Consider the following 17521-nt stretch of genomic DNA (forward strand, 5'->3'; position numbering starts at 1 on the left):
ATGCTATTCCTCCAATAATAGTCTAGGCGACTTTTATCCAATGGGCCGCCTAATTCAACAAAATAAGTAGCCCAAGTGGCTTGCCTTTCATCGGAAATTTCTTAGTCTGATTAGGAATTTCTTAAGTCACACATGGATTTAAAGGAGACTGTCAGATGAGAATTGCTGCCGCTGCCCTCTTGGCCCTGACAGCTTGCGGGCCGACTGATGACTCCGCAGACACGGATCTAAACTTGCCTCAGGACGAGACAGAATGCGGGGCCTATGCGTTGCGCTATCTCGAAGGGGAGCCGCGAGAGAGCTTTGATTTCGACGAAATCGACGGTGAGGTCAGGATTTTGCATCCAGATGCGATCGTGACGCAGGATTACAATCCAAAACGTCTGAACGTACACGTCGGAAAATCTGGCATCATAAGCAAATTGACCTGCGGCTGATCATTGCCCCGCTTGGCGATAGGCACGATGACAAGCCTGGCATGCGTTTTCCAGAGCGGGCAACCCCGTTCTGAGAGACGCAACAGAAGATACATTCAAACCTTTTGATGCCTTTTTCATTTTGTTCGATTTGACCTTGAAATCGCGCCAATTGCCCCAAATCACCTGCAAAGCTGTTGTTTTCGGATCCATCTGTGGGGATTTGAACAATTTGGGCAGGTCTGCGCTTTGCTGAATAAGACGAGCGCGCGCACGTTCTGCAGAAAGCGCATCAAACCCACGCAACCCCTGCGCCATTTCTGACAAAGTCAAACGCGCTTCTTCCATATCCTCCATCGCGTGAACACGCTTAAGGACAGTGGGATTCTCGATCTCTGAATGTGCAAGCGCAAATGACGCCCCCAACGCAAGGCAAATCATTGAAATCTGAAAAGGGTTTGAAGTGAATTTGCGAACAATTGAATTCATCATGCTCCAAGCATTCCTTACACTCATGCCCGATGCAACACTCTTGCGCGATCTGGATGAAGCACTTTCGAATTTTCTTGATTTAACAGGGGGAAACGGCAAAGCTGAGGTATGAGCTATCAATCGATAAGCCCGTTTACCCCCCACATGGGGCAAGAGCAGGTCGCGTTTCACAGGACCGAACTTTCCGTCATTCTATCGCTTTATGGCCGCATGGTTGCCGCTGGGGAATGGCGTGACTATGGCATATCCTGCCTACGCGACATGGCGGTGTTTTCCGTCTTCAGGCGCACGGCCGAAAACCCACTTTACCGCATCGAAAAACGTCCCAAGCTGCGCGGGCGGCAAGGGCAATATGCGGTCGTGGGTATAGATGGTCAGGTGTTGAAACGCGGATCGGACCTGCGCACGGTATTGCGGGTGTTGGAACGTAAATTGATCCGGGCGGTGGAATAACCGGCCCGAGTTTGGAGACACGAGCAGTGTTTCGGAGATGTCTGGCATTTCTGTGCTATGGCCTTGGGTTTGCCTCAGGCAGTGCATATGCCGCTTGCAACTCCTCCCCCTATGTCTCGACCGAACTGGTTTTGGCCGTTGATACCTCGATCAGCATAAGTACTGCGGAATATCAGCTACAGATGCGTGGTATCGCGGATGCGTTGCGTAGCCCTCAGATCATTAAATTGATTGAGGACCAACCCGGCGGGGTTGCGATGGGATTGGTGCATTGGAGCGTGGGCGGTTTAAACAAGCTGGCGGTCGACTGGCATCGCCTCTGTGATCTGGCGTCAGTCGCGCGTTTTGCCCAACGGGTTGAGGTGGCGGAGCGCAGTGGCACGGCGCGTGGCACTTCGATCAGCGCGGCGCTGCGGTTTTCGGCCAAACAAATCGAAGAGAACCAGTTTTACGGCGATCTGCGCAAAATCGACATTTCCGGGGACTCGCGCAGCAACTCTGGCCCCTCCCCCGTATTTGCCCGTAACGAGATTGCGGCCAGCGGGGTCACCATCAACGGATTGGTGATCAAGGATGGTGACCCGGAACTCGACGCCTACTATCTGACCAACGTGGTCGGCGGGAAGGACAGTTTTGTCCTGTCCATCACCCGCCACGGCGATTTTGCCGAGGCAATGCAGCGCAAGTTGGAGCGAGAATTGACGATTGAGTTGTCATCAATCGAGTAACAACCAACTCTGCAATGCTCTTTGCTCACATCTGCGCAGACATCACACAGAGCAGCTCGAACATGATCGACACGCCAAGGAAGGCCGTACCGCCGGATTGGTCAAACGGTGGTGAGACCTCGACCATATCCGCGCCAACGATGTTCAGCCCCGCCAATTCGCGCACAACCTGCACCGCCTGGAACGAATTCGGACCACCGATTTCAGGCGTGCCGGTGCCTGGGGCAAAGGTCGGGTCAACAAAGTCGATGTCGTAGCTGACATAGGTCTCTTTATCGCCGACGATCTCACGTGCCTCGGCCATCACATCTTCGACGCCGCGGGCGTGGAATTCTTCGATCAGGATCAGGCGGATGCCGTTGGCCTTGGCGAAATCGCGATCTTCCTCGTCATACATCGTGCCACGAATACCAATCTGCACCACGCGTTTGGGATCCAGCAGTCCCTCTTCGACCGCGCGGCGGAACGGGGTGCCATGGGTGTACATAGTGCCGCCGAAATAGGAATGCATCAGGTCGGTGTGGCTGTCGAAATGCACCATGCCGACAGGGCCGTTTTTGGCCACAGCGCGCAGCACCGGCAGTGATGTCAGGTGATCACCTCCCGCCGTGAGGGGCATAATGCCCGCCGCCAAAGCCTCGTTATAAAACGTGGTGATCCGGTCCATGCTGTCCATGATATCGGCGGGGTTCGGACCAACATCGCCAAGGTCAGCACAATTGGCCGCCTCAAATGGGCGCGTGCCGTTAAACTGGTGTTGCGCGCGCATCATGGTCGAGGCATCCCGCAGTTGACGGGGCCCATGGCGGGGGCCAGGGCGGTTGGTGGTGCCCGAATCCCACGGCACGCCAATCAGACCAATCTGAACGTCACTAAACCGTTCATGCCCCGGCGGCACATAAGGCAGGCGCATGAAGGTGGGCACACCGGCAAAACGCGGCAGGTCAAAGCCCGAAACCGGGTGAAAATATGTGTCGCTCATGTCGTTCCTCCCAAACGTTTGCGCGCGGTCACCGGGCCGTCACCCTGATCCGCAATTCTTTTGATGGCTTCATCGAGCGGTTCAAACGCTACTGCCATGTGATAGGCATTGGCATGCAGTATCGTGTTTGGGTCAGAAACCCAAGCCACATGACCTTTCCAGAATAACAGATCACCGCGCTTCAACTCGGCATCATCAGAAAGTAGCCTGCCGAGATCAGCTTGCTGCATATCGCTGTCGCCCGGGCAATTGATGCCGCAGGCCAGGCAGCCCATCTGCACAAGACCCGAGCAATCAATCCCAAAGGCGGAATTGCCGCCCCAAAGATAAGGCGTGCCCATCAGAAGTTGGGCCACATCAACGGAATCGGACATCGTTGCTGGCAGGGGCCGAAGGTGAACCGTCGGCACATAGAATTTATGACCTTCAGGCCGCTCATCCGTGCGCAACATGATGATTTCCGACCAACCATCGATATCTTTGGTCACCGTCACCTTGGCACCGAAGGACAGTTGCGTAGTCTGTGCCGTGGATTTCAGCCCCGGCGTTTCCTTGGCATAGCTGCGCGGGGCCACAACCATGTGTGTTGGCGTGTCTGGCAAGACCAAGTTATGACGTGGGACATAGCCGACGTAGCCGTCTTTTTCAGAAATACCAAAGGCGCAACGGTCGTCATATTCCAGAACGGTAAAGTAATCGCCGGTGATCAGCTCGCGATCCCGCGCGCATTTAGGGTCATCGATATGGTGATCATAGATCGCAGCCGTGGTGCCGCCGATCTGCCGCAGGTGGCCATCGGTGAAGCGTTTGGCCTCGACCTTTCCCTCAAGCGAGGAATGCGCAACGCGACCGTTGGCCGGGGTGAGACGGCGGTCGGTCATAGGTCCAGCATCTTTGGCAGCGCTTCCAGCAGAGCCCGCGCGCCCATACCAACGCCACCTTTGGGGCGCGCCGGAGCCGGAGTCGGGTTCCAGCCGTAGATGTCAAAATGTGCATAGGGCGCATCCCCGGCAAAGCGGCGCAGGAACAGGGCGGCGGTGATCGATCCGGCGAAGCCGCCCTTGGGGGCGTTGTCGAGGTCGGCGATGCCCGGTTCGATCATTGCTTCATAGGGGGCGTGGAACGGCAGGCGCCAGACAGGATCAGCCACGCGGGTGGCCGCCTCTTCCAGTGCGCCGGAAAAGGCCGAGTCGTCCGAATAGTATGGTGCCAGATCGGGGCCGACAGCCACCCGGGCTGCGCCAGTCAACGTAGCCATGGAGATCATAAGGTCGGGCTCATCCTCGGCCCCCAGCGCCAATGCATCGGCCAACACCAGCCGCCCCTCGGCGTCGGTATTGTTGATCTCGACCGTCAGACCATTGCGGGCAGTGAGGATATCACCGGGGCGGTAAGCATTGGCGCTGACAGAGTTTTCCACTGCCGGGATCAGGACGCGCAGTTGCACGGGCAGTTCCAGAGCCATGATCATATGGGCAAGACCCAAAACAGTGGCGGCCCCGCCCATGTCCTTTTTCATCAGACCCATCGAGGACCCGGGTTTGAGATTCAGCCCGCCGGTGTCAAAACACACACCCTTGCCGACCAGCGTCAATGTCGGGCCTTCATTGCCCCAATGCATGTCGATCAGGCGCGGGGCCTGATCGGCAGCACGACCCACCGTGTGGATCATCGGGAAGTTCTGCTCCAACAGCGCCTCGCCCCGGATGACGGACATTTCTGCCCCGAAGTTCGAAGCCAAATCGGCGCAGGCGGCTTCCAGATCGGCAGGCCCCATATCAGAAGCAGGTGTATTGATGAGGTCGCGGGTCAAAGCCTCGCCTGCGGCGATCGCCTCTGCCCGCAGTGCCTGAATGTCGTCGGGGGCAACCAGCTTTGCGACCGCCGGCTTTTGTGCGCGATAGCGGTCAAAGGCATAACCAGACAAAAGCCAGCCGAGCGCCTCTTCCTCAAGGCGATCTTCGGCCAGATCTGATAATTGATAAGTCCCTTCGGGCAGACCAGCGGCAATGCTCGCCAGATGGAAACGCCCCCGACTGCGCGCCTTGGCCGTGCCATAGCCTGCCAGGACCATGGCGATGCCGCCTTCTTCTGAGGGGATCAGGCAACTGCTGCCCAGACCAGCAGCAAACCCATTCGCCGCCACCCAACCCTGAATGTGCTCGGGCTGATCCTTCAACCAATCTTCCAGCGCATCCTGTTCAATCACATGAACCGGAATGGCCGCTGGATCGGGCGCAGCAAAAACAAGGGACATTGAGGGCACCTTTCACATCGGGAAATTCAGTACCCCGAGCCTAACGTCACCAGCGCTGCCTGCAAGCCATCAAATGGGCATATCTTTCAAATCCCAAATCTCGACCAGAGAATGCTCACCTGCACGCACCAGCCGCGACAAGGTGGCCGCCAGCGGCACCGTATGACCAGTATCGATGCAATTGATCACATCGCGTGCGACCCTCGCGACAAGCGGCAAGCCAATCTGTGCGGCTAGTTGCGATAACGTGTTCACATGTCGGCGCATATCCTGCCGACGCCCTTCACGATAGCAACGCTCGACCATGGACAGCAAGGTCGCCAGCTCCTCAAGCACCCCGCAGATGACATCGTCGGCACGAGCCTGCCCCAGTTGCTGATACAATTCTTCCAATTGGCGTGTATCAAAGGCCTCTGCCACACCAAGATCGAGCCTTACAATCTGTTCCACACTTCAACCCACATTCTGTTACCCAGCCCCATCTTGTCAGCATCAGGTTTTAAATTCGTTTCAAGAAAAACATTTATCTCTCGAATTCTATGTAATTTGCCTTTAACTACACGCGAAACGCACGATTTGAGTCAGGGGGAGACCATGAAACACGCACGCCCATTGCCCGGCTATCTTGTCAAACGCTTTCATGGCTGGAAGGCGACAACCTACTCCGAAAATGCAGCGTGGTATCGTAAGCTCGCGGAAGGGCAGCACCCTCGCGCAATGATCATTTCGTGCTGCGACAGTCGCGTGCATGTGACCTCGATTTTCGGGGCGGACCAGGGCGAGTTTTTCATTCACCGCAATATCGCCAACCTCGTGCCCCCCTATCAACCCGACGGTCATCAACATGGCACATCCGCAGCAATTGAGTACGCCGTTACTGCGCTCAAGGTTGCGCATGTGGTTGTGATGGGCCATTCAAGCTGCGGCGGTGTTCAGGGATGTCTGAGCATGTGTTCCGGTCAAGCCCCAGAGCTCGAAGAGAAATCCAGCTTTGTTGGTCGCTGGATGGATATCTTACGCCCAGGATACGAGCGCGTTCAGCATTTAAAATCCGAAGAAGAACAACGAGACGCTCTTGAAAAGCAGGCGGTTATAGTCTCCCTCGAAAACTTGATGACGTTCCCATTCGTTGCCGAAGCCGTAGAACAAGGCAACCTAACCCTGCACGGTGTCTGGCACGACATCGGTGGAGGTGGCTTAGAAGAATACCAAGCTGAATCGGATCGGTTTAACAAGATCTGATATAACGCCGCACCCCTATTGAGTAGGGGACATTAAATCCTAAATACCATTCAATCTATGCTTTCGCTTAAGGGGATCGAATGCCTGAAATTTTCGCGCTTGCGGCGGACAACCTTATTTCACCAATTGTTTTGTCATTTGCATTGGGGCTTGCAGCGGCTCTTGCGAGATCAGACCTGTCTATCCCCGAAGCCATCGCCAAGGGAATGTCGATTTACTTGCTGTTTGCCATTGGTTTTAAAGGAGGTGTAAGTGTTGCCGATCATGGGATTGATGCAACCTTAGGGTTGTCATTGGCCGCCGGCATCGTATTGTCTGCCATTTTACCTCTGGTTGCCTTTGCCCTGTTGCGCGTTTTAAGCGGGATGGACCGACTGAACGCAGCAGCCGTCGCCGGCCATTATGGTTCAATCTCTATCGTGACGTTTGTCGCGGCAACCTCTGCCCTGGAAAGCAGTGGGATTGCTGCAGAAGGTTACATGGTCGCCGTCGCCGCGGCAATGGAAGCCCCTGCGATTCTGTCAGCGCTCTGGTTGGTCTCACGTGGCGAAAAAGATGGGCGGATGGATTCCGGCTTATGGCGGGAAATTCTGCTGAACGGATCAATCGTTTTGTTGATCGGGGCCTTCCTGATTGGCTGGGTAACAGGGCCCGAAGGCCTGGCAGAAATCGACAGCTTTATCGTAGCCCCCTTCAAAGGCGTGTTGTGCTTGTTCTTGTTGGACATGGGGCTCGTGGCTGGGCGCGGCATGCAAAAAGGGCGCGGAGCGCTTGGCCTAGGGGCCGTCAGTTTTGGGGTCTTGATGCCAGTAATTGGCAGCGGTTTTGGCTTGGCTGCGGCCCTGTTGCTAGGGCTCTCAAGCGGAGGCACAGTGCTACTGATGGTACTGTCAGCCTCAGCCAGCTACATTGCCGTACCTGCCGCCATGCGAGTGGCTTTGCCAGAGGCCAACCCCTCGGTCTACCTAACGCTGTCGTTGGGTGTTACATTTCCTTTTAACCTGACTTTGGGCATTCCGTTCTATATTGCTATCGCGCAGATGATCACAGGAGGCTGATATGCAAACTCACCAGGCCAAACGTGTCGAGATTACAATCGAAAAAGTCATGCAGTCGCGGTTGACCGATGCGATGCAAGAGACCGGGGTCAATGGCTACACGATCCTACCAGTTTTCGGTGGCTCGGGCAGATCCGGAGAATGGACACGCTCTGGCCAGATCAGCCGCGCTGAAGGGATGGTACAAGTCGTTTGCATCATCCGACCAGAGCGACTGGATGCCCTGCTCGAAGCCGCATTCTCAGTCGTAGAGCGCCACATTGGCGTGGTCTGCGTCACCGATTGCGAAGTCCTTCGGGCAGAACGGTTTTAGTATCTACTGCAAGATCTGACCATCCGGCCAATCAATGCTGTGGCCTAGCTTGATCTGTTGGGTTTCACCTGCAGGCAGGTCAAAATCCCAAGCCAAAACACCACGTTTGTTGTCGTAATCGGTCTCGGAAGGTTTCGGGCCGGCAGACCAGTCAATCTCTAGATCTTCCTGCTCGGAAAAGGGCACACGGTCCAGGACGCGCACGGCCCAATTTTCGCCGGTCAGGTTTTCAACTTCGATCCGCACCTCTTCGGTGAATTCGTTGGAGCGGGTCAGAACGCCACGGTCCCCTTCGTTGCGGTCTAGCACGGTGCGCGTCAGGCGCAGGCCATCGATGGGGCCGAAGGACAGGTCAACATCTCCGCCCGCCGGGATCAAAATCAGATACTGGCGACCGATGAAACGCCCATCGAGATAAAAACTGGCCTCATTCGACGGCAAGATCAACTCGCCAGAGTCGTTTTTCAGGTTGGCCATAAGAAATGCGGTCTGATCGCTGATGGGCACAGCCTGTGCGATCAAATCAACCTCAGCTTCAAGCGTACCAAGAGTGACCCGCGAACGGTCTGCGCCTGAAGCAACCGAAACGGGTTGCGGATAGCTGTATGTCACGGCAAGACCGTTGAAGCTGGCCTCCGCGACCATCGGTTCAGGTGCGACCGCTTCGGCCATGACCTGCCCGGAAAAGGCCCCCAAATCCGCTTCGGCGATGCCTTTGGTGCGGCGCTGGATTTGCTCAGGATCATAAATCCGGCGCAGCCAGGGCCAGATCTCGCTGGGTGCGGTCTGCTCGGAAGGACGTACGGTCGAGAGGGTCAGAGCGACATCCTCCCAGTTCTCGCCAGTATTTTGTTGGATGAACGCCCCGCGTTCCAAAGCCAATGCACCTGTATCGCGGGCCAAATGCAGATCATAGACCGGCTGCCACGCTGCTTGTTGAATGTTGTAGGTCACAGTCACCGAGCCCTCGCCTGCCTCCGCCGCATCTACAGCAATGGATAACATTGCGCGCTCTTCGACTTCTGGCACCAAGGCGCGCAGTTCGGCCCGGGCCTTTTCCAACTCAATCTGCAGGTCTTGCAGATCAGCGCGCGCTGTATCGGCGCGATAGTCGGCATCCTGAGCCGCCTGCAAAGCGCTAAGTGTTTCATCGCCCACGACACCGATCAATTCTCGCAAGGCGGTAGCGTCCAATCCAGCGACACCTTCGTTGTCGCCCAATTGCGCGAGGAATGCTGCGCGAGTCCGTGCTGCCTCGGCCTCAAGCCGGATACGTTCGACCCCGGCCAACCCTTCGCGCAGCTCTTCTTCAAGCTGCTCAACCTTGTCCTCGGCGGCTTTGATCGCGGCATTGGTATCCTCATCACGCGGGATGACAAAGTCATTGCGCGCGCTGACACTGCCCATGCGGGCACCTTCGACAGCAACACGGACAGATTGCAGAGGGGTCGAGCGTGGCAGATCTGACAAGATCAACTGGTGCTGGCCCGCCGGGGCCGCGAAAGGCACCTCGCGCGTGATCGTCGCCCCTCCGGGGTAAAGTGTCACCGCGCTGACGTCGCTTTGTAAAATGATGTCTTCCGCCCAAACAGATGTGGGCAACAAAGCCAATCCCGCCACTAAATACCGCATTGATTACGCCTCCTAATGCAATTGATTGAAGTATCAATTACTTAAAGGGACGAAGGCAAGCAGATCGCCGGATCTGTGCGGAATTACGCCTTTGATCCATAGCGCATACAAAGCGGGCGTCCTGATAGGAAGCCCGCTCAAAACCTGTAGGTTGGCTAAGCTTAGCCTTTCTTCAGAACTCGATTGCCCAGTGTTTCCGCGATCTGGACAGCATTCAGAGCAGCGCCCTTGCGCAGGTTGTCGGACACACACCATAGGTTCAGACCGTTTTCGATGGTGCTGTCTTGACGGATGCGGCTGATGAAAGTTGCGTAATCGCCAACGCATTCTTTTGGTGTGACGTAGCCACCATCTTCGCGCTTGTCGATGACCATGATGCCGGGGGCCTCGCGCAGAATGTCGCGGGCTTCGTCTTCGTCGAGGAACTCTTCGAATTCGATGTTCACTGCTTCCGAGTGGCCAACGAAGACCGGCACGCGTACGCAGGTGGCGGTGACCTTGATCGCCGGGTCGACGATTTTCTTCGTCTCGGCAACCATCTTCCACTCTTCCTTGGTGGAGCCGTCTTCCATAAACACGTCAATGTGCGGGATCACGTTGAACGCGATTTCCTTGGTGTAAACCTTGGCCGGCACTTCCTGCGTAGGGTTGTAGACCGCCTTGGTCTGATCCCATAGCTCGTCAATTGCGTCTTTGCCCGAACCGGACACTGACTGGTAGGTCGAGACAACAACGCGTTTGATGGTCGCACGGTCGTGCAACGGCTTCAGTGCCACAACCATTTGCGCGGTCGAGCAGTTAGGGTTGGCAATGATGTTTTTCTTGCCATATTGCTCAACCGCTTCCGGGTTGACCTCTGGCACTACCAGCGGCACTTCGGGATCATAGCGGTACAGCGATGAGTTATCGATCACGACACAACCTGCTGCCGCAGCTTTCGGCGCAAAGGTTTTGGTCGCGTCTGAGCCGATGGCAAACAGCGCAATATCCCAACCCGTGAAGTCAAAGGTTTCAAGATCCTTCGTGGTCAAAGTTCGGTCGCCAAAGCTGATTTCGGTGCCTAGCGAACGACGGCTGGCCAAGGCCACGATCTCGTCCACAGGAAACTGGCGCTCGTCCAGAATGTTCAGCATTTCGCGGCCCACGTTACCGGTGGCGCCCACGACAGCGACTTTGTACCCCATCTCGGGAATCCTTCTTGTTGCGTTTAAACGTGGCGCTCATAGCGCAGCACGCGCATATATTAAAGCGGATTCGCCGCGCAATCTGTCACAGGGCGGTGATTTGGCGACATAAGACCGCAAATTGCGGGTTATATGCGCTCAATCGCGATAGCCGTACCCTCACCACCACCGATACAAATTGCAGCAATCCCACGCTTGAGGCCACGTTTCTCCAGCGCATTCAGCAAGGTCACAATGATCCGCGCGCCGCTGGCCCCGATAGGATGACCCAAGGCGCAAGCACCGCCATTTACATTCACCCGGTCACGCGGCAGGGACATCTCCTGCATGAAAGCCATGGGCACAACAGCAAAGGCCTCGTTCACTTCCCAAAGGTCTACATCGCCTGTGGACCATCCCAGTTTCGCCAATAGCTTCTGTGCGGCGGGCACAGGCGCGGTGGTGAACCAATCGGGGGCTTGCGCATGGCTGGCGTGCCCCAGGATGCGTGCCCGGATATTTAGGTCACGAGTCTGCGCAGCCTCGTGCGAGGCCAACACCAGCGCCGCCGCGCCATCCGAGATCGACGAGGCATTGGCTGCCGTCACGGTGCCCCCCTTGCGAAAGGCAGGTTTCAGCTGCGGGATCTTTTCGGGGCGGGCTTTGCCGGGTTGTTCATCTTCGGTGATGATCACCTCGCCTTTGCGGGTTTGCAGGGTCACCGGGGTAACCTCGCCCTCAAATTCCCCAGACTTTTGCGCCTGCAAAGCTCCCGCAAGTGACCCGAGAGCGTATTCATCCTGCGCCTCCCGGGTGAATTGATATTTCTCGGCGCAATCCTCGGCAAAAGTGCCCATCAGGCGGCCCTTGTCATAGGCATCCTCCAACCCATCGAGGAACATGTGATCCTGCGCGCCAGTGTGACCGATGCGCGCGCCGCCACGCATATTCGGCAGCAGGTATGGCGCGTTGGACATGCTCTCCATCCCACCCGCGACCATCGTATCCGCATGGCCCAAAGCGATCTGATCAAACGCCATCATCGCCGCTTTCATGCCAGAGCCGCACATTTTGTTGAGCGTGGTGGCGGGCACGTCTTCGCTCAAGCCGCCAAGGAACCCGGCCTGACGTGCGGGGGCCTGTCCCTGCCCTGCGGGCAGAACACAGCCCATCAGCACCTCATCAGCAGTTTCGGTTCGCGCATCTGCCAGTGCAGCACGAATTGCAGCACCGCCCAGAATCGGTGCAGCAACCCCGTCAAAATCTCCTTGAAATCCACCCATTGGTGTCCGGGCAGCCCCGGCGATCACGACCTCATTCATGGCATTTCCTTTCGATCTGACCCTTCCATACCAAATCGTAACCAATCCGGTCTAGCATCCCCATACTACTATTTAGGGGCTATGAGAAATATGCGATTGAACAGTCGGATTATAAGTAACGTCAACGTCGTGACGGTCAAGGAAACACGGATCGATGCCGCCGTAGCAATTCAGTTCAAAGACGAGATGCGCGCCATCACTGATGAAGGGCCAGATCGTGTGGTTCTTGATCTATCAGAGGTGGGCTTTGTAGATTCAAGCGGGCTTGGCGCGATTGTTGCGATGAAAAAACATTTTGGCACCGAAAAGACGTTTGAGCTGGCAGGGCTGACGCATGATGTCGCCAAGGTGTTTCAACTGACACGGATGGACATGATTTTCACCATCCATGACAGCGCTGATCCCTTCACCGCGCAAGCCGCCGGATAGAAAGGGGGCACCTAGTGTCAGGGCATAACAGAACGGCGGTTTCGAAACAGCCCCCAAAGACGCGGCGTATCGATGGGATCGCCACGGATCTTGGGACTCGAGAGTTTTTGTGCACCATTGCCGAGTGGCTGAGACGGGAGGATGTTTTGAACAGTACAGTCGCAACTGTCGAACTGGTGTTGGCCGAAGCCACCAATAACATCATCGAACATGCATATACGGGCAATGCTGGCCCGGGCGTTTTTTGGGCAGAGCTGTCTTTGCTGGAATCAGACCTGGAGGTGGCATTGTGTGATCTAGGGCGCGCCTTTCCCGAAGGATTACTGCCCTCGGGTGACCTACCAGATCTGGACGTAGCTTTGGAACAGTTGCCCGAAGGAGGGTTTGGCTGGTTCTTGATATATTCCCAAACCAAATCCGTGCATTACACGCGAGAAACCGGGCAAAACACTCTATTACTTTCATTCGAATTGGGCACAGATCAGAAATAGTGCCCGGTGAAAACCCCAAATTCGCCCAATTCTTCACGAAAATCCGCCGGAATCGACTGTCAGTTAAATCCTGTAGCTGGATTATAGCTTCACTCGGCACCGCGTGAAACAGCCCCCACCCAGCGCGCGGTGCCGAGGTATTTACCAAGCAAACAATTGGCAATCGATAAAAGCCATCCTAGTGTCTGGTCACGCCAGAGACAGGAGACACCATGCGCGATTTTCATTTCCCCGGACGGTCCCCGGTATTGGCCACCAACGGCATGTGTGCGACCTCGCACCCGCTGGCCTCAAAGGTGGCGATTGATCTCCTGTCGCGCGGCGGTAACGCCATGGACGCCGCCATCGCCGGGGCGGTTCTACTCGGGATTTGCGAGCCACAAATGACTGGCATCGGCGGTGATTGCTTTGTTCTGTTCAATAAGCCGGGCAGTACTGAGGTTCAGGCTTTCAATGGCTCGGGTTGCGCACCTAAAGCCGCAAATGCTGCCGTACTGCGTGCCAAAGGGCTTGTAACGATCCCCCCATCTTCAGTTGATGCCGTGACCATTCCCGGTGCCATCGATGCCTTTTGCGCATTGAGCGAAGATCACGGGAAGATTGGACTTGATGCAATTCTCGCGCCCTCCATCCACTATGCCGAGGCAGGTGTACCACTCGCCGCTCGGGTCGGAGCCGACCTGCAAGATGACAGCAATGTTTTGCAAGGCCATGGTATCGCGCATTACTCAAAAGCTGGACAACCCTTTCAAGCCGGTCAGCTTTTCCGCGCGCCCGGACAGGCCGAAGTCTTGCGCCGGATCGCCAAGGACGGCCGCAAAGCATTTTATGATGGTGAGATCGCCGAGGACATGTGCAACGCTTTGCAGGCTTTAGGTGGGATCCATACCCTGACGGATTTCAGCACCCATTCCGGCCATTACACCCAACCAGTCACAGGCAGTTACAAGGGCACTGATCTGGTTGAGCATCCACCCAACGGACAGGGTGCAACCGCGATTTTGCTGCTGAACATTCTGGCGCAGTTCGATATCGCCGCGATGGACCCGTTTGGTGTGGAACGTGCGCATATAGAGGCGGAAGCCACCAAGCTCGCCTATGATGCGAGAAATCGCTTCATCGCCGACCCTGATCATGTGGACTGTCTGGATCACATGCTGTCGATGGACACTGCTAAAGCGTTAGCGGCCCTGATTGATCCCAAGAGGGCCATGCCCGCCGCAGCGCCGATCACCGAGGCGATTCATCGTGATACGGTCTATATCACTGTCGTTGATCGCGACTGCATGGCCGTGTCATTGATCTATTCCATTTTCCATGGCTTCGGGTCTGGCATCGCCTCGGAAAAGTTCGGCATTTTGATGCAAAACCGTGGGGCTGGTTTCACTTTGCAGGAATGTCACCCCAACGAGTTGGGCGGTGGCAAGCGGCCCATGCACACCATTATTCCCGGCATGTTGCGCGAAAACGGCCAGATCCGCATGCCCTTCGGCGTGATGGGCGGGGCCTATCAACCTTGCGGTCATGCGAGATTTCTCTCGAATTTACAGGATTTCGAAATGGACCCGCAAAGCGCCATCGATGCCCCGCGTTGTTTTAGCGACAATGGAAAACTGAAAATCGAACGTGGATACAGCGCCGAGACCCGGCAGTCCCTCTCGGATCTGGGACATGACGTGGTCATCCCGGATGAGCCACTTGGCGGAGCACAAGCCATTCAGATCCGTCCTGACGGGGTCTTGGAAGGCAGCAGTGACCCGCGCAAAGACGGTTGCGCATTGGGGTATTGAAATGAGAAAGGGCGGCCTACGCCGCCCAACGTTCAGTTTTCCGTGTTCAAATCGCTGTCTTCAATTCATCGCAAAATGAAGCGGATAATGTCCATCCTCAAAAGGGCCGAACATGTCAGGGATATCTGGATGATCGACCGGCTCGCCGGAATAGTCGGCGGCAAGGTTTTGTTCGCTCACATAAGCGACGTAATAGCTTTTCTCGTTCTCCGCCAGTAGGTGATAGAACGGCTGAGCGCGATCAGGCCGCGCCTCTTCTGGAATGTTGTTGTACCATTCTTCAGTATTCGAAAATTCGGGATCAACATCAAAAATCACCCCCCGAAAAGGATGCTTTCGGTGGCGGACGACTTGCCCTAAACAATATTTTGCACGCGTTTTCATCATAACAATACTACCTAACTGTCAACAACTTACCCCGCTCACATAGGTGATGTCCAACTTTTTGCCACATTTCAGAGGAAACAGTCTGTGAACCTTACAGTAACAGTCCTGAACATCGTTGCACCGGTCTTCTGCCTTGCGGGCGTCGGATACGTTTGGGTCAAGCTGGGTTATGATTATCCAGTACAGTTTATCACCCGGCTGGCCATGACAATTGCCGTGCCCTGCCTGATTTTTACGGCGCTGATGCAGTCTCAGGCTGACCTTGGGGCACTTAGCAGGCTCTCAATTGCCTCAATTTTGTCACATTTCGCAGTACTGGCGCTCTTTACCGTACTGCTGTCGCTTTGGGGGCTGAACCGGCAGACTTACCTTGCACCAATGACCTTCGGCAACACCGGCAATCTGGGCTTACCCCTGGCTTTATTTGCCTTTGGACAAGTCGGACTGGAGATGGCTGTTGTCATTCTGGCGATAAGCGCGGTCTTTGGTTTCACCATCGGGATCGGCTTGGTCGCCGGGCAAGGCGCCTTTGGCAAGATGCTGCGCGAGCCGATGATCTGGGCCACGCTTTTAGGGGCTTTATTCCTCTGGCAGGGCTGGCAAACGCCGCAGGCTTTGACCCGGACACTGGAATTGACCGGGCAGATGGCAATTCCGCTCATGCTGATGACATTAGGCGTGGCCATTGGGCGGTTAAATGCTGCGCGCTTGAAACTGGCGGCGGGCCTCAGCCTGATCAAACTGCTGGTCTGCGTGGTCGTTGCCTGGGGAATCGGACGCTGGTTTCAGCTCGACCACATTGCCTTTGGCGTGCTGGTGCTGCAAACCGCAACGCCCGTTGCGGTGACCTCCTACCTGCTTGCTGAAAAATACAAGGCCGATTCCGAGGCCGTCGCGGGTTTGGTGATGGTCTCGACCCTGATGTCAGTGCTCGCCATGCCCGTGTTACTGGTGATTTTGTTGTGAAACGCTGTGTTTACGGGTGCTTTTCACCATTCCCACGCCAGGCAAATTGGGTTAAAATATCCACAATAAACAAAAAAGAGCGAGAGGCAGATGAGCAGAAAGCTTCGCGCATTCGTGTTGATGACCGTGCTAGCGGCCTGTGGCGGTGGTGGATATGACACCCCTCCCAGCCGATTGGATAATGCCTGCACGATCCTTGACCAGCGCCCCGAATACAAACGTGCATTCCGCGCGGCTGAACGCCGCTGGGGGGTGCCAATCCACGTGCAGATGGCCACCATCTATCAAGAGAGCAAGTTCGATTCCGACGCGCGAACGCCTTACCGGTTTACGCTTGGCGTGATCCCAATGGGGCGGCAAAGCTCGGCCTTTGGCTATTCTCAGGCGCTTGATGGCACATGGGATGAATACAAGGCCTCAACCGGCAGTCGCTCGGCCCGCCGGGATGACATCCGCGATGCGACTGATTTCATCGGCTGGTACATGGCCGAGAGCAATCAGCGCCTTGGTATCTCAATGTACGACACCCGCAATCAGTATTTGGCCTATCACGAAGGGCGCGGCGGCTACTCACGCCAAAGCTACAATGGCAAACCATGGTTGGTGCGCGTCGCCTCCTCGGTCGAAGAACGCGGCTACACCTATCGCTCACAGCTCAAGGGCTGCGGAGTAATCTAAACCGAAACAGAGCGGGCTTTGCCCCCGCTCTGACAGTTCCATTAAAAATCAGTTCCGAGTGTTAGCACCCAATCCCGGGATGACAAACTTGTCGTTTCCCAGTTGCACGTTCTTCTTGAGGTCCCCCAAGATCACCGTGGTTTGGCTACCGCTACTGTCATTGATTACCCATTGGCGCAATTCAACCGGGTTACCGGTGAACACCAGATCGATACTTCCATATTCAGGATGTTCCGGATCTTGCGCTCGGACAGTTGTTGTCTTGCCGTCGCTTTTGTGTCCTGTAACCATGCGTGCGCGGCTAAAATCAACCTTGCGCGCCAGAATGATCTTGAGCGGGGTTTTATTGAGCGGGTAACCCTCGGGTCCTGTGTTCGACTTGGGATCGATCACCCCAACCGTGCTGCCATCTGCGACAACCAGCGTTTTTTCAGGCGGGTTGTATTCGAACCGCACTCGCCCGGGGCGTTTGATATAGATCTGCCCGGTGCTGATTGTGCCATCATCATTGATCTGTGTGAACTCCCCCGAAGCTGACTTGAAGCTGTTGAGGTAGTTCGAAAGCTGGCCAAGCGAGAGGCCCTGCGCCCATGCAGGCGCAGCCAATGTCGCTGTGGTCAGGGCCGAGGCCAGAATAATACGTATCTTGTTCATATCTCTTACATAAGTAGAAAGGGCCGGATGTACACCCGGCCCTATTTGGTTTTTTCTGATATGGCAAC

At 55.9% G+C, this 17521-nt stretch carries 21 protein-coding genes; 11 read left to right on the forward strand and 10 right to left on the reverse strand.

Annotated features, from left to right (window positions below):
• Positions 1-155 precede the first annotated feature (155 nt).
• Entirely contained in the window at positions 156-437 is a 282-nt protein-coding gene (locus ROA7450_RS06995; protein WP_085804967.1) for an I78 family peptidase inhibitor, read from the forward strand.
• Here ROA7450_RS06995 and ROA7450_RS07000 read toward each other — a convergent pair whose 3' ends face one another.
• Positions 438-908, reverse strand: a complete 471-nt coding sequence (locus ROA7450_RS07000) for a c-type cytochrome (RefSeq protein WP_159454012.1) — start codon at positions 906-908, stop codon at positions 438-440.
• A gap of 108 nt (positions 909-1016) precedes the next feature.
• Here ROA7450_RS07000 and ROA7450_RS07005 point away from each other — a divergent pair, with 108 nt between their 5' ends.
• Together ROA7450_RS07005 and ROA7450_RS07010 are read left to right on the forward strand one after the other, a co-directional pair.
• Entirely contained in the window at positions 1017-1361 is a 345-nt protein-coding gene (locus tag ROA7450_RS07005) for a DUF2794 domain-containing protein (RefSeq protein WP_085804969.1), read from the forward strand.
• Positions 1362-1387: 26 nt separating this feature from the next.
• Positions 1388-2089: a DUF1194 domain-containing protein gene (locus tag ROA7450_RS07010; protein ID WP_159454013.1), complete on the forward strand. Its 702-nt coding sequence runs from the start codon at positions 1388-1390 to the stop codon at positions 2087-2089.
• Positions 2090-2114: 25 nt separating this feature from the next.
• Here the strand turns inward: ROA7450_RS07010 and speB are convergent, their stop codons facing one another.
• The 4 genes from speB to ROA7450_RS07030 all read right to left on the reverse strand — a co-directional run bounded on the left by speB (position 2115) and on the right by ROA7450_RS07030 (position 5778).
• Positions 2115-3071, reverse strand: a complete 957-nt coding sequence (gene speB, locus ROA7450_RS07015; RefSeq protein ID WP_085804971.1) for an agmatinase — start codon at positions 3069-3071, stop codon at positions 2115-2117.
• Positions 3068-3952, reverse strand: a complete 885-nt coding sequence (locus tag ROA7450_RS07020; RefSeq protein ID WP_085804972.1) for a C40 family peptidase — start codon at positions 3950-3952, stop codon at positions 3068-3070. Before ROA7450_RS07020 ends, speB begins: the two co-directional genes overlap by 4 nt.
• The gene (locus tag ROA7450_RS07025) at positions 3949-5328 is read right to left on the reverse strand and encodes a leucyl aminopeptidase family protein (protein WP_085804973.1); all 1380 of its coding nucleotides are present in this window, start codon (positions 5326-5328) and stop codon (positions 3949-3951) included. The genes ROA7450_RS07020 and ROA7450_RS07025 overlap by 4 nt, the downstream gene beginning before the upstream one ends.
• A 69-nt stretch (positions 5329-5397) precedes the next feature.
• A complete protein-coding gene (locus ROA7450_RS07030; protein ID WP_085804974.1) occupies positions 5398-5778 on the reverse strand; it encodes a hypothetical protein in 381 nt (126 codons plus the stop codon).
• Positions 5779-5922: 144 nt separating this feature from the next.
• Here ROA7450_RS07030 and ROA7450_RS07035 point away from each other — a divergent pair, with 144 nt between their 5' ends.
• The 3 genes from ROA7450_RS07035 to ROA7450_RS07045 all read left to right on the forward strand — a co-directional run bounded on the left by ROA7450_RS07035 (position 5923) and on the right by ROA7450_RS07045 (position 7941).
• Positions 5923-6570 carry a carbonic anhydrase gene (locus ROA7450_RS07035; protein WP_085804975.1) on the forward strand — a complete coding sequence of 216 codons (648 nt, stop codon included), beginning with the start codon at positions 5923-5925 and terminating at the stop codon, positions 6568-6570.
• Between the two features lie 80 nt (positions 6571-6650).
• Positions 6651-7628, forward strand: a complete 978-nt coding sequence (locus ROA7450_RS07040) for a sodium-dependent bicarbonate transport family permease (protein ID WP_085804976.1) — start codon at positions 6651-6653, stop codon at positions 7626-7628.
• Between the two features lies 1 nt (position 7629).
• Positions 7630-7941 carry a P-II family nitrogen regulator gene (locus ROA7450_RS07045; RefSeq protein ID WP_085804977.1) on the forward strand — a complete coding sequence of 104 codons (312 nt, stop codon included), beginning with the start codon at positions 7630-7632 and terminating at the stop codon, positions 7939-7941.
• Between the two features lie 3 nt (positions 7942-7944).
• On the opposite strand, the gene ROA7450_RS07050 is transcribed toward ROA7450_RS07045, so the two are convergent.
• The 3 genes from ROA7450_RS07050 to ROA7450_RS07060 all read right to left on the reverse strand — a co-directional run bounded on the left by ROA7450_RS07050 (position 7945) and on the right by ROA7450_RS07060 (position 12058).
• Positions 7945-9573, reverse strand: coding sequence for a DUF4139 domain-containing protein (locus tag ROA7450_RS07050; protein WP_085804978.1), 1629 nt, complete (start codon positions 9571-9573; stop codon positions 7945-7947).
• 161 nt (positions 9574-9734) lie between these two features.
• The gene (locus ROA7450_RS07055; protein WP_085804979.1) at positions 9735-10757 is read right to left on the reverse strand and encodes an aspartate-semialdehyde dehydrogenase; all 1023 of its coding nucleotides are present in this window, start codon (positions 10755-10757) and stop codon (positions 9735-9737) included.
• Positions 10758-10885: 128 nt separating this feature from the next.
• Positions 10886-12058 carry a thiolase family protein gene (locus tag ROA7450_RS07060; protein ID WP_085804980.1) on the reverse strand — a complete coding sequence of 391 codons (1173 nt, stop codon included), beginning with the start codon at positions 12056-12058 and terminating at the stop codon, positions 10886-10888.
• Between the two features lie 90 nt (positions 12059-12148).
• On the opposite strand from ROA7450_RS07060, the gene ROA7450_RS07065 reads away from it, so the two are divergent.
• From ROA7450_RS07065 to ROA7450_RS07075, 3 genes are all read left to right on the forward strand, one after another.
• Complete coding sequence (locus tag ROA7450_RS07065) at positions 12149-12487, forward strand: STAS domain-containing protein (RefSeq protein WP_085804981.1); 339 nt, start codon at positions 12149-12151, stop codon at positions 12485-12487.
• A 14-nt stretch (positions 12488-12501) separates the two neighbouring features.
• A complete protein-coding gene (locus tag ROA7450_RS07070) occupies positions 12502-12978 on the forward strand; it encodes an ATP-binding protein (protein ID WP_268808449.1) in 477 nt (158 codons plus the stop codon).
• A 212-nt stretch (positions 12979-13190) separates the two neighbouring features.
• Complete coding sequence (locus ROA7450_RS07075) at positions 13191-14768, forward strand: gamma-glutamyltransferase family protein (protein WP_085804983.1); 1578 nt, start codon at positions 13191-13193, stop codon at positions 14766-14768.
• Positions 14769-14828: 60 nt separating this feature from the next.
• Here the strand turns inward: ROA7450_RS07075 and hspQ are convergent, their stop codons facing one another.
• A complete protein-coding gene (gene hspQ / locus ROA7450_RS07080) occupies positions 14829-15155 on the reverse strand; it encodes a heat shock protein HspQ (protein ID WP_085804984.1) in 327 nt (108 codons plus the stop codon).
• A gap of 84 nt (positions 15156-15239) precedes the next feature.
• On the opposite strand from hspQ, the gene ROA7450_RS07085 reads away from it, so the two are divergent.
• On the forward strand, positions 15240-16121 hold the full coding sequence (locus ROA7450_RS07085) for an AEC family transporter (RefSeq protein WP_085804985.1): 882 nt from the start codon (positions 15240-15242) through the stop codon (positions 16119-16121).
• Positions 16122-16211: 90 nt separating this feature from the next.
• Positions 16212-16799, forward strand: a complete 588-nt coding sequence (locus ROA7450_RS07090; protein ID WP_085804986.1) for a transglycosylase SLT domain-containing protein — start codon at positions 16212-16214, stop codon at positions 16797-16799.
• 48 nt (positions 16800-16847) lie between these two features.
• On the opposite strand, the gene ROA7450_RS07095 is transcribed toward ROA7450_RS07090, so the two are convergent.
• Positions 16848-17453 carry a LolA family protein gene (locus ROA7450_RS07095; protein WP_085804987.1) on the reverse strand — a complete coding sequence of 202 codons (606 nt, stop codon included), beginning with the start codon at positions 17451-17453 and terminating at the stop codon, positions 16848-16850.
• Between the last annotated feature and the right edge of the window lie 68 nt (positions 17454-17521).

This window comes from Roseovarius albus (genome assembly GCF_900172335.1).
GTDB lineage: Bacteria > Pseudomonadota > Alphaproteobacteria > Rhodobacterales > Rhodobacteraceae > Roseovarius > Roseovarius albus.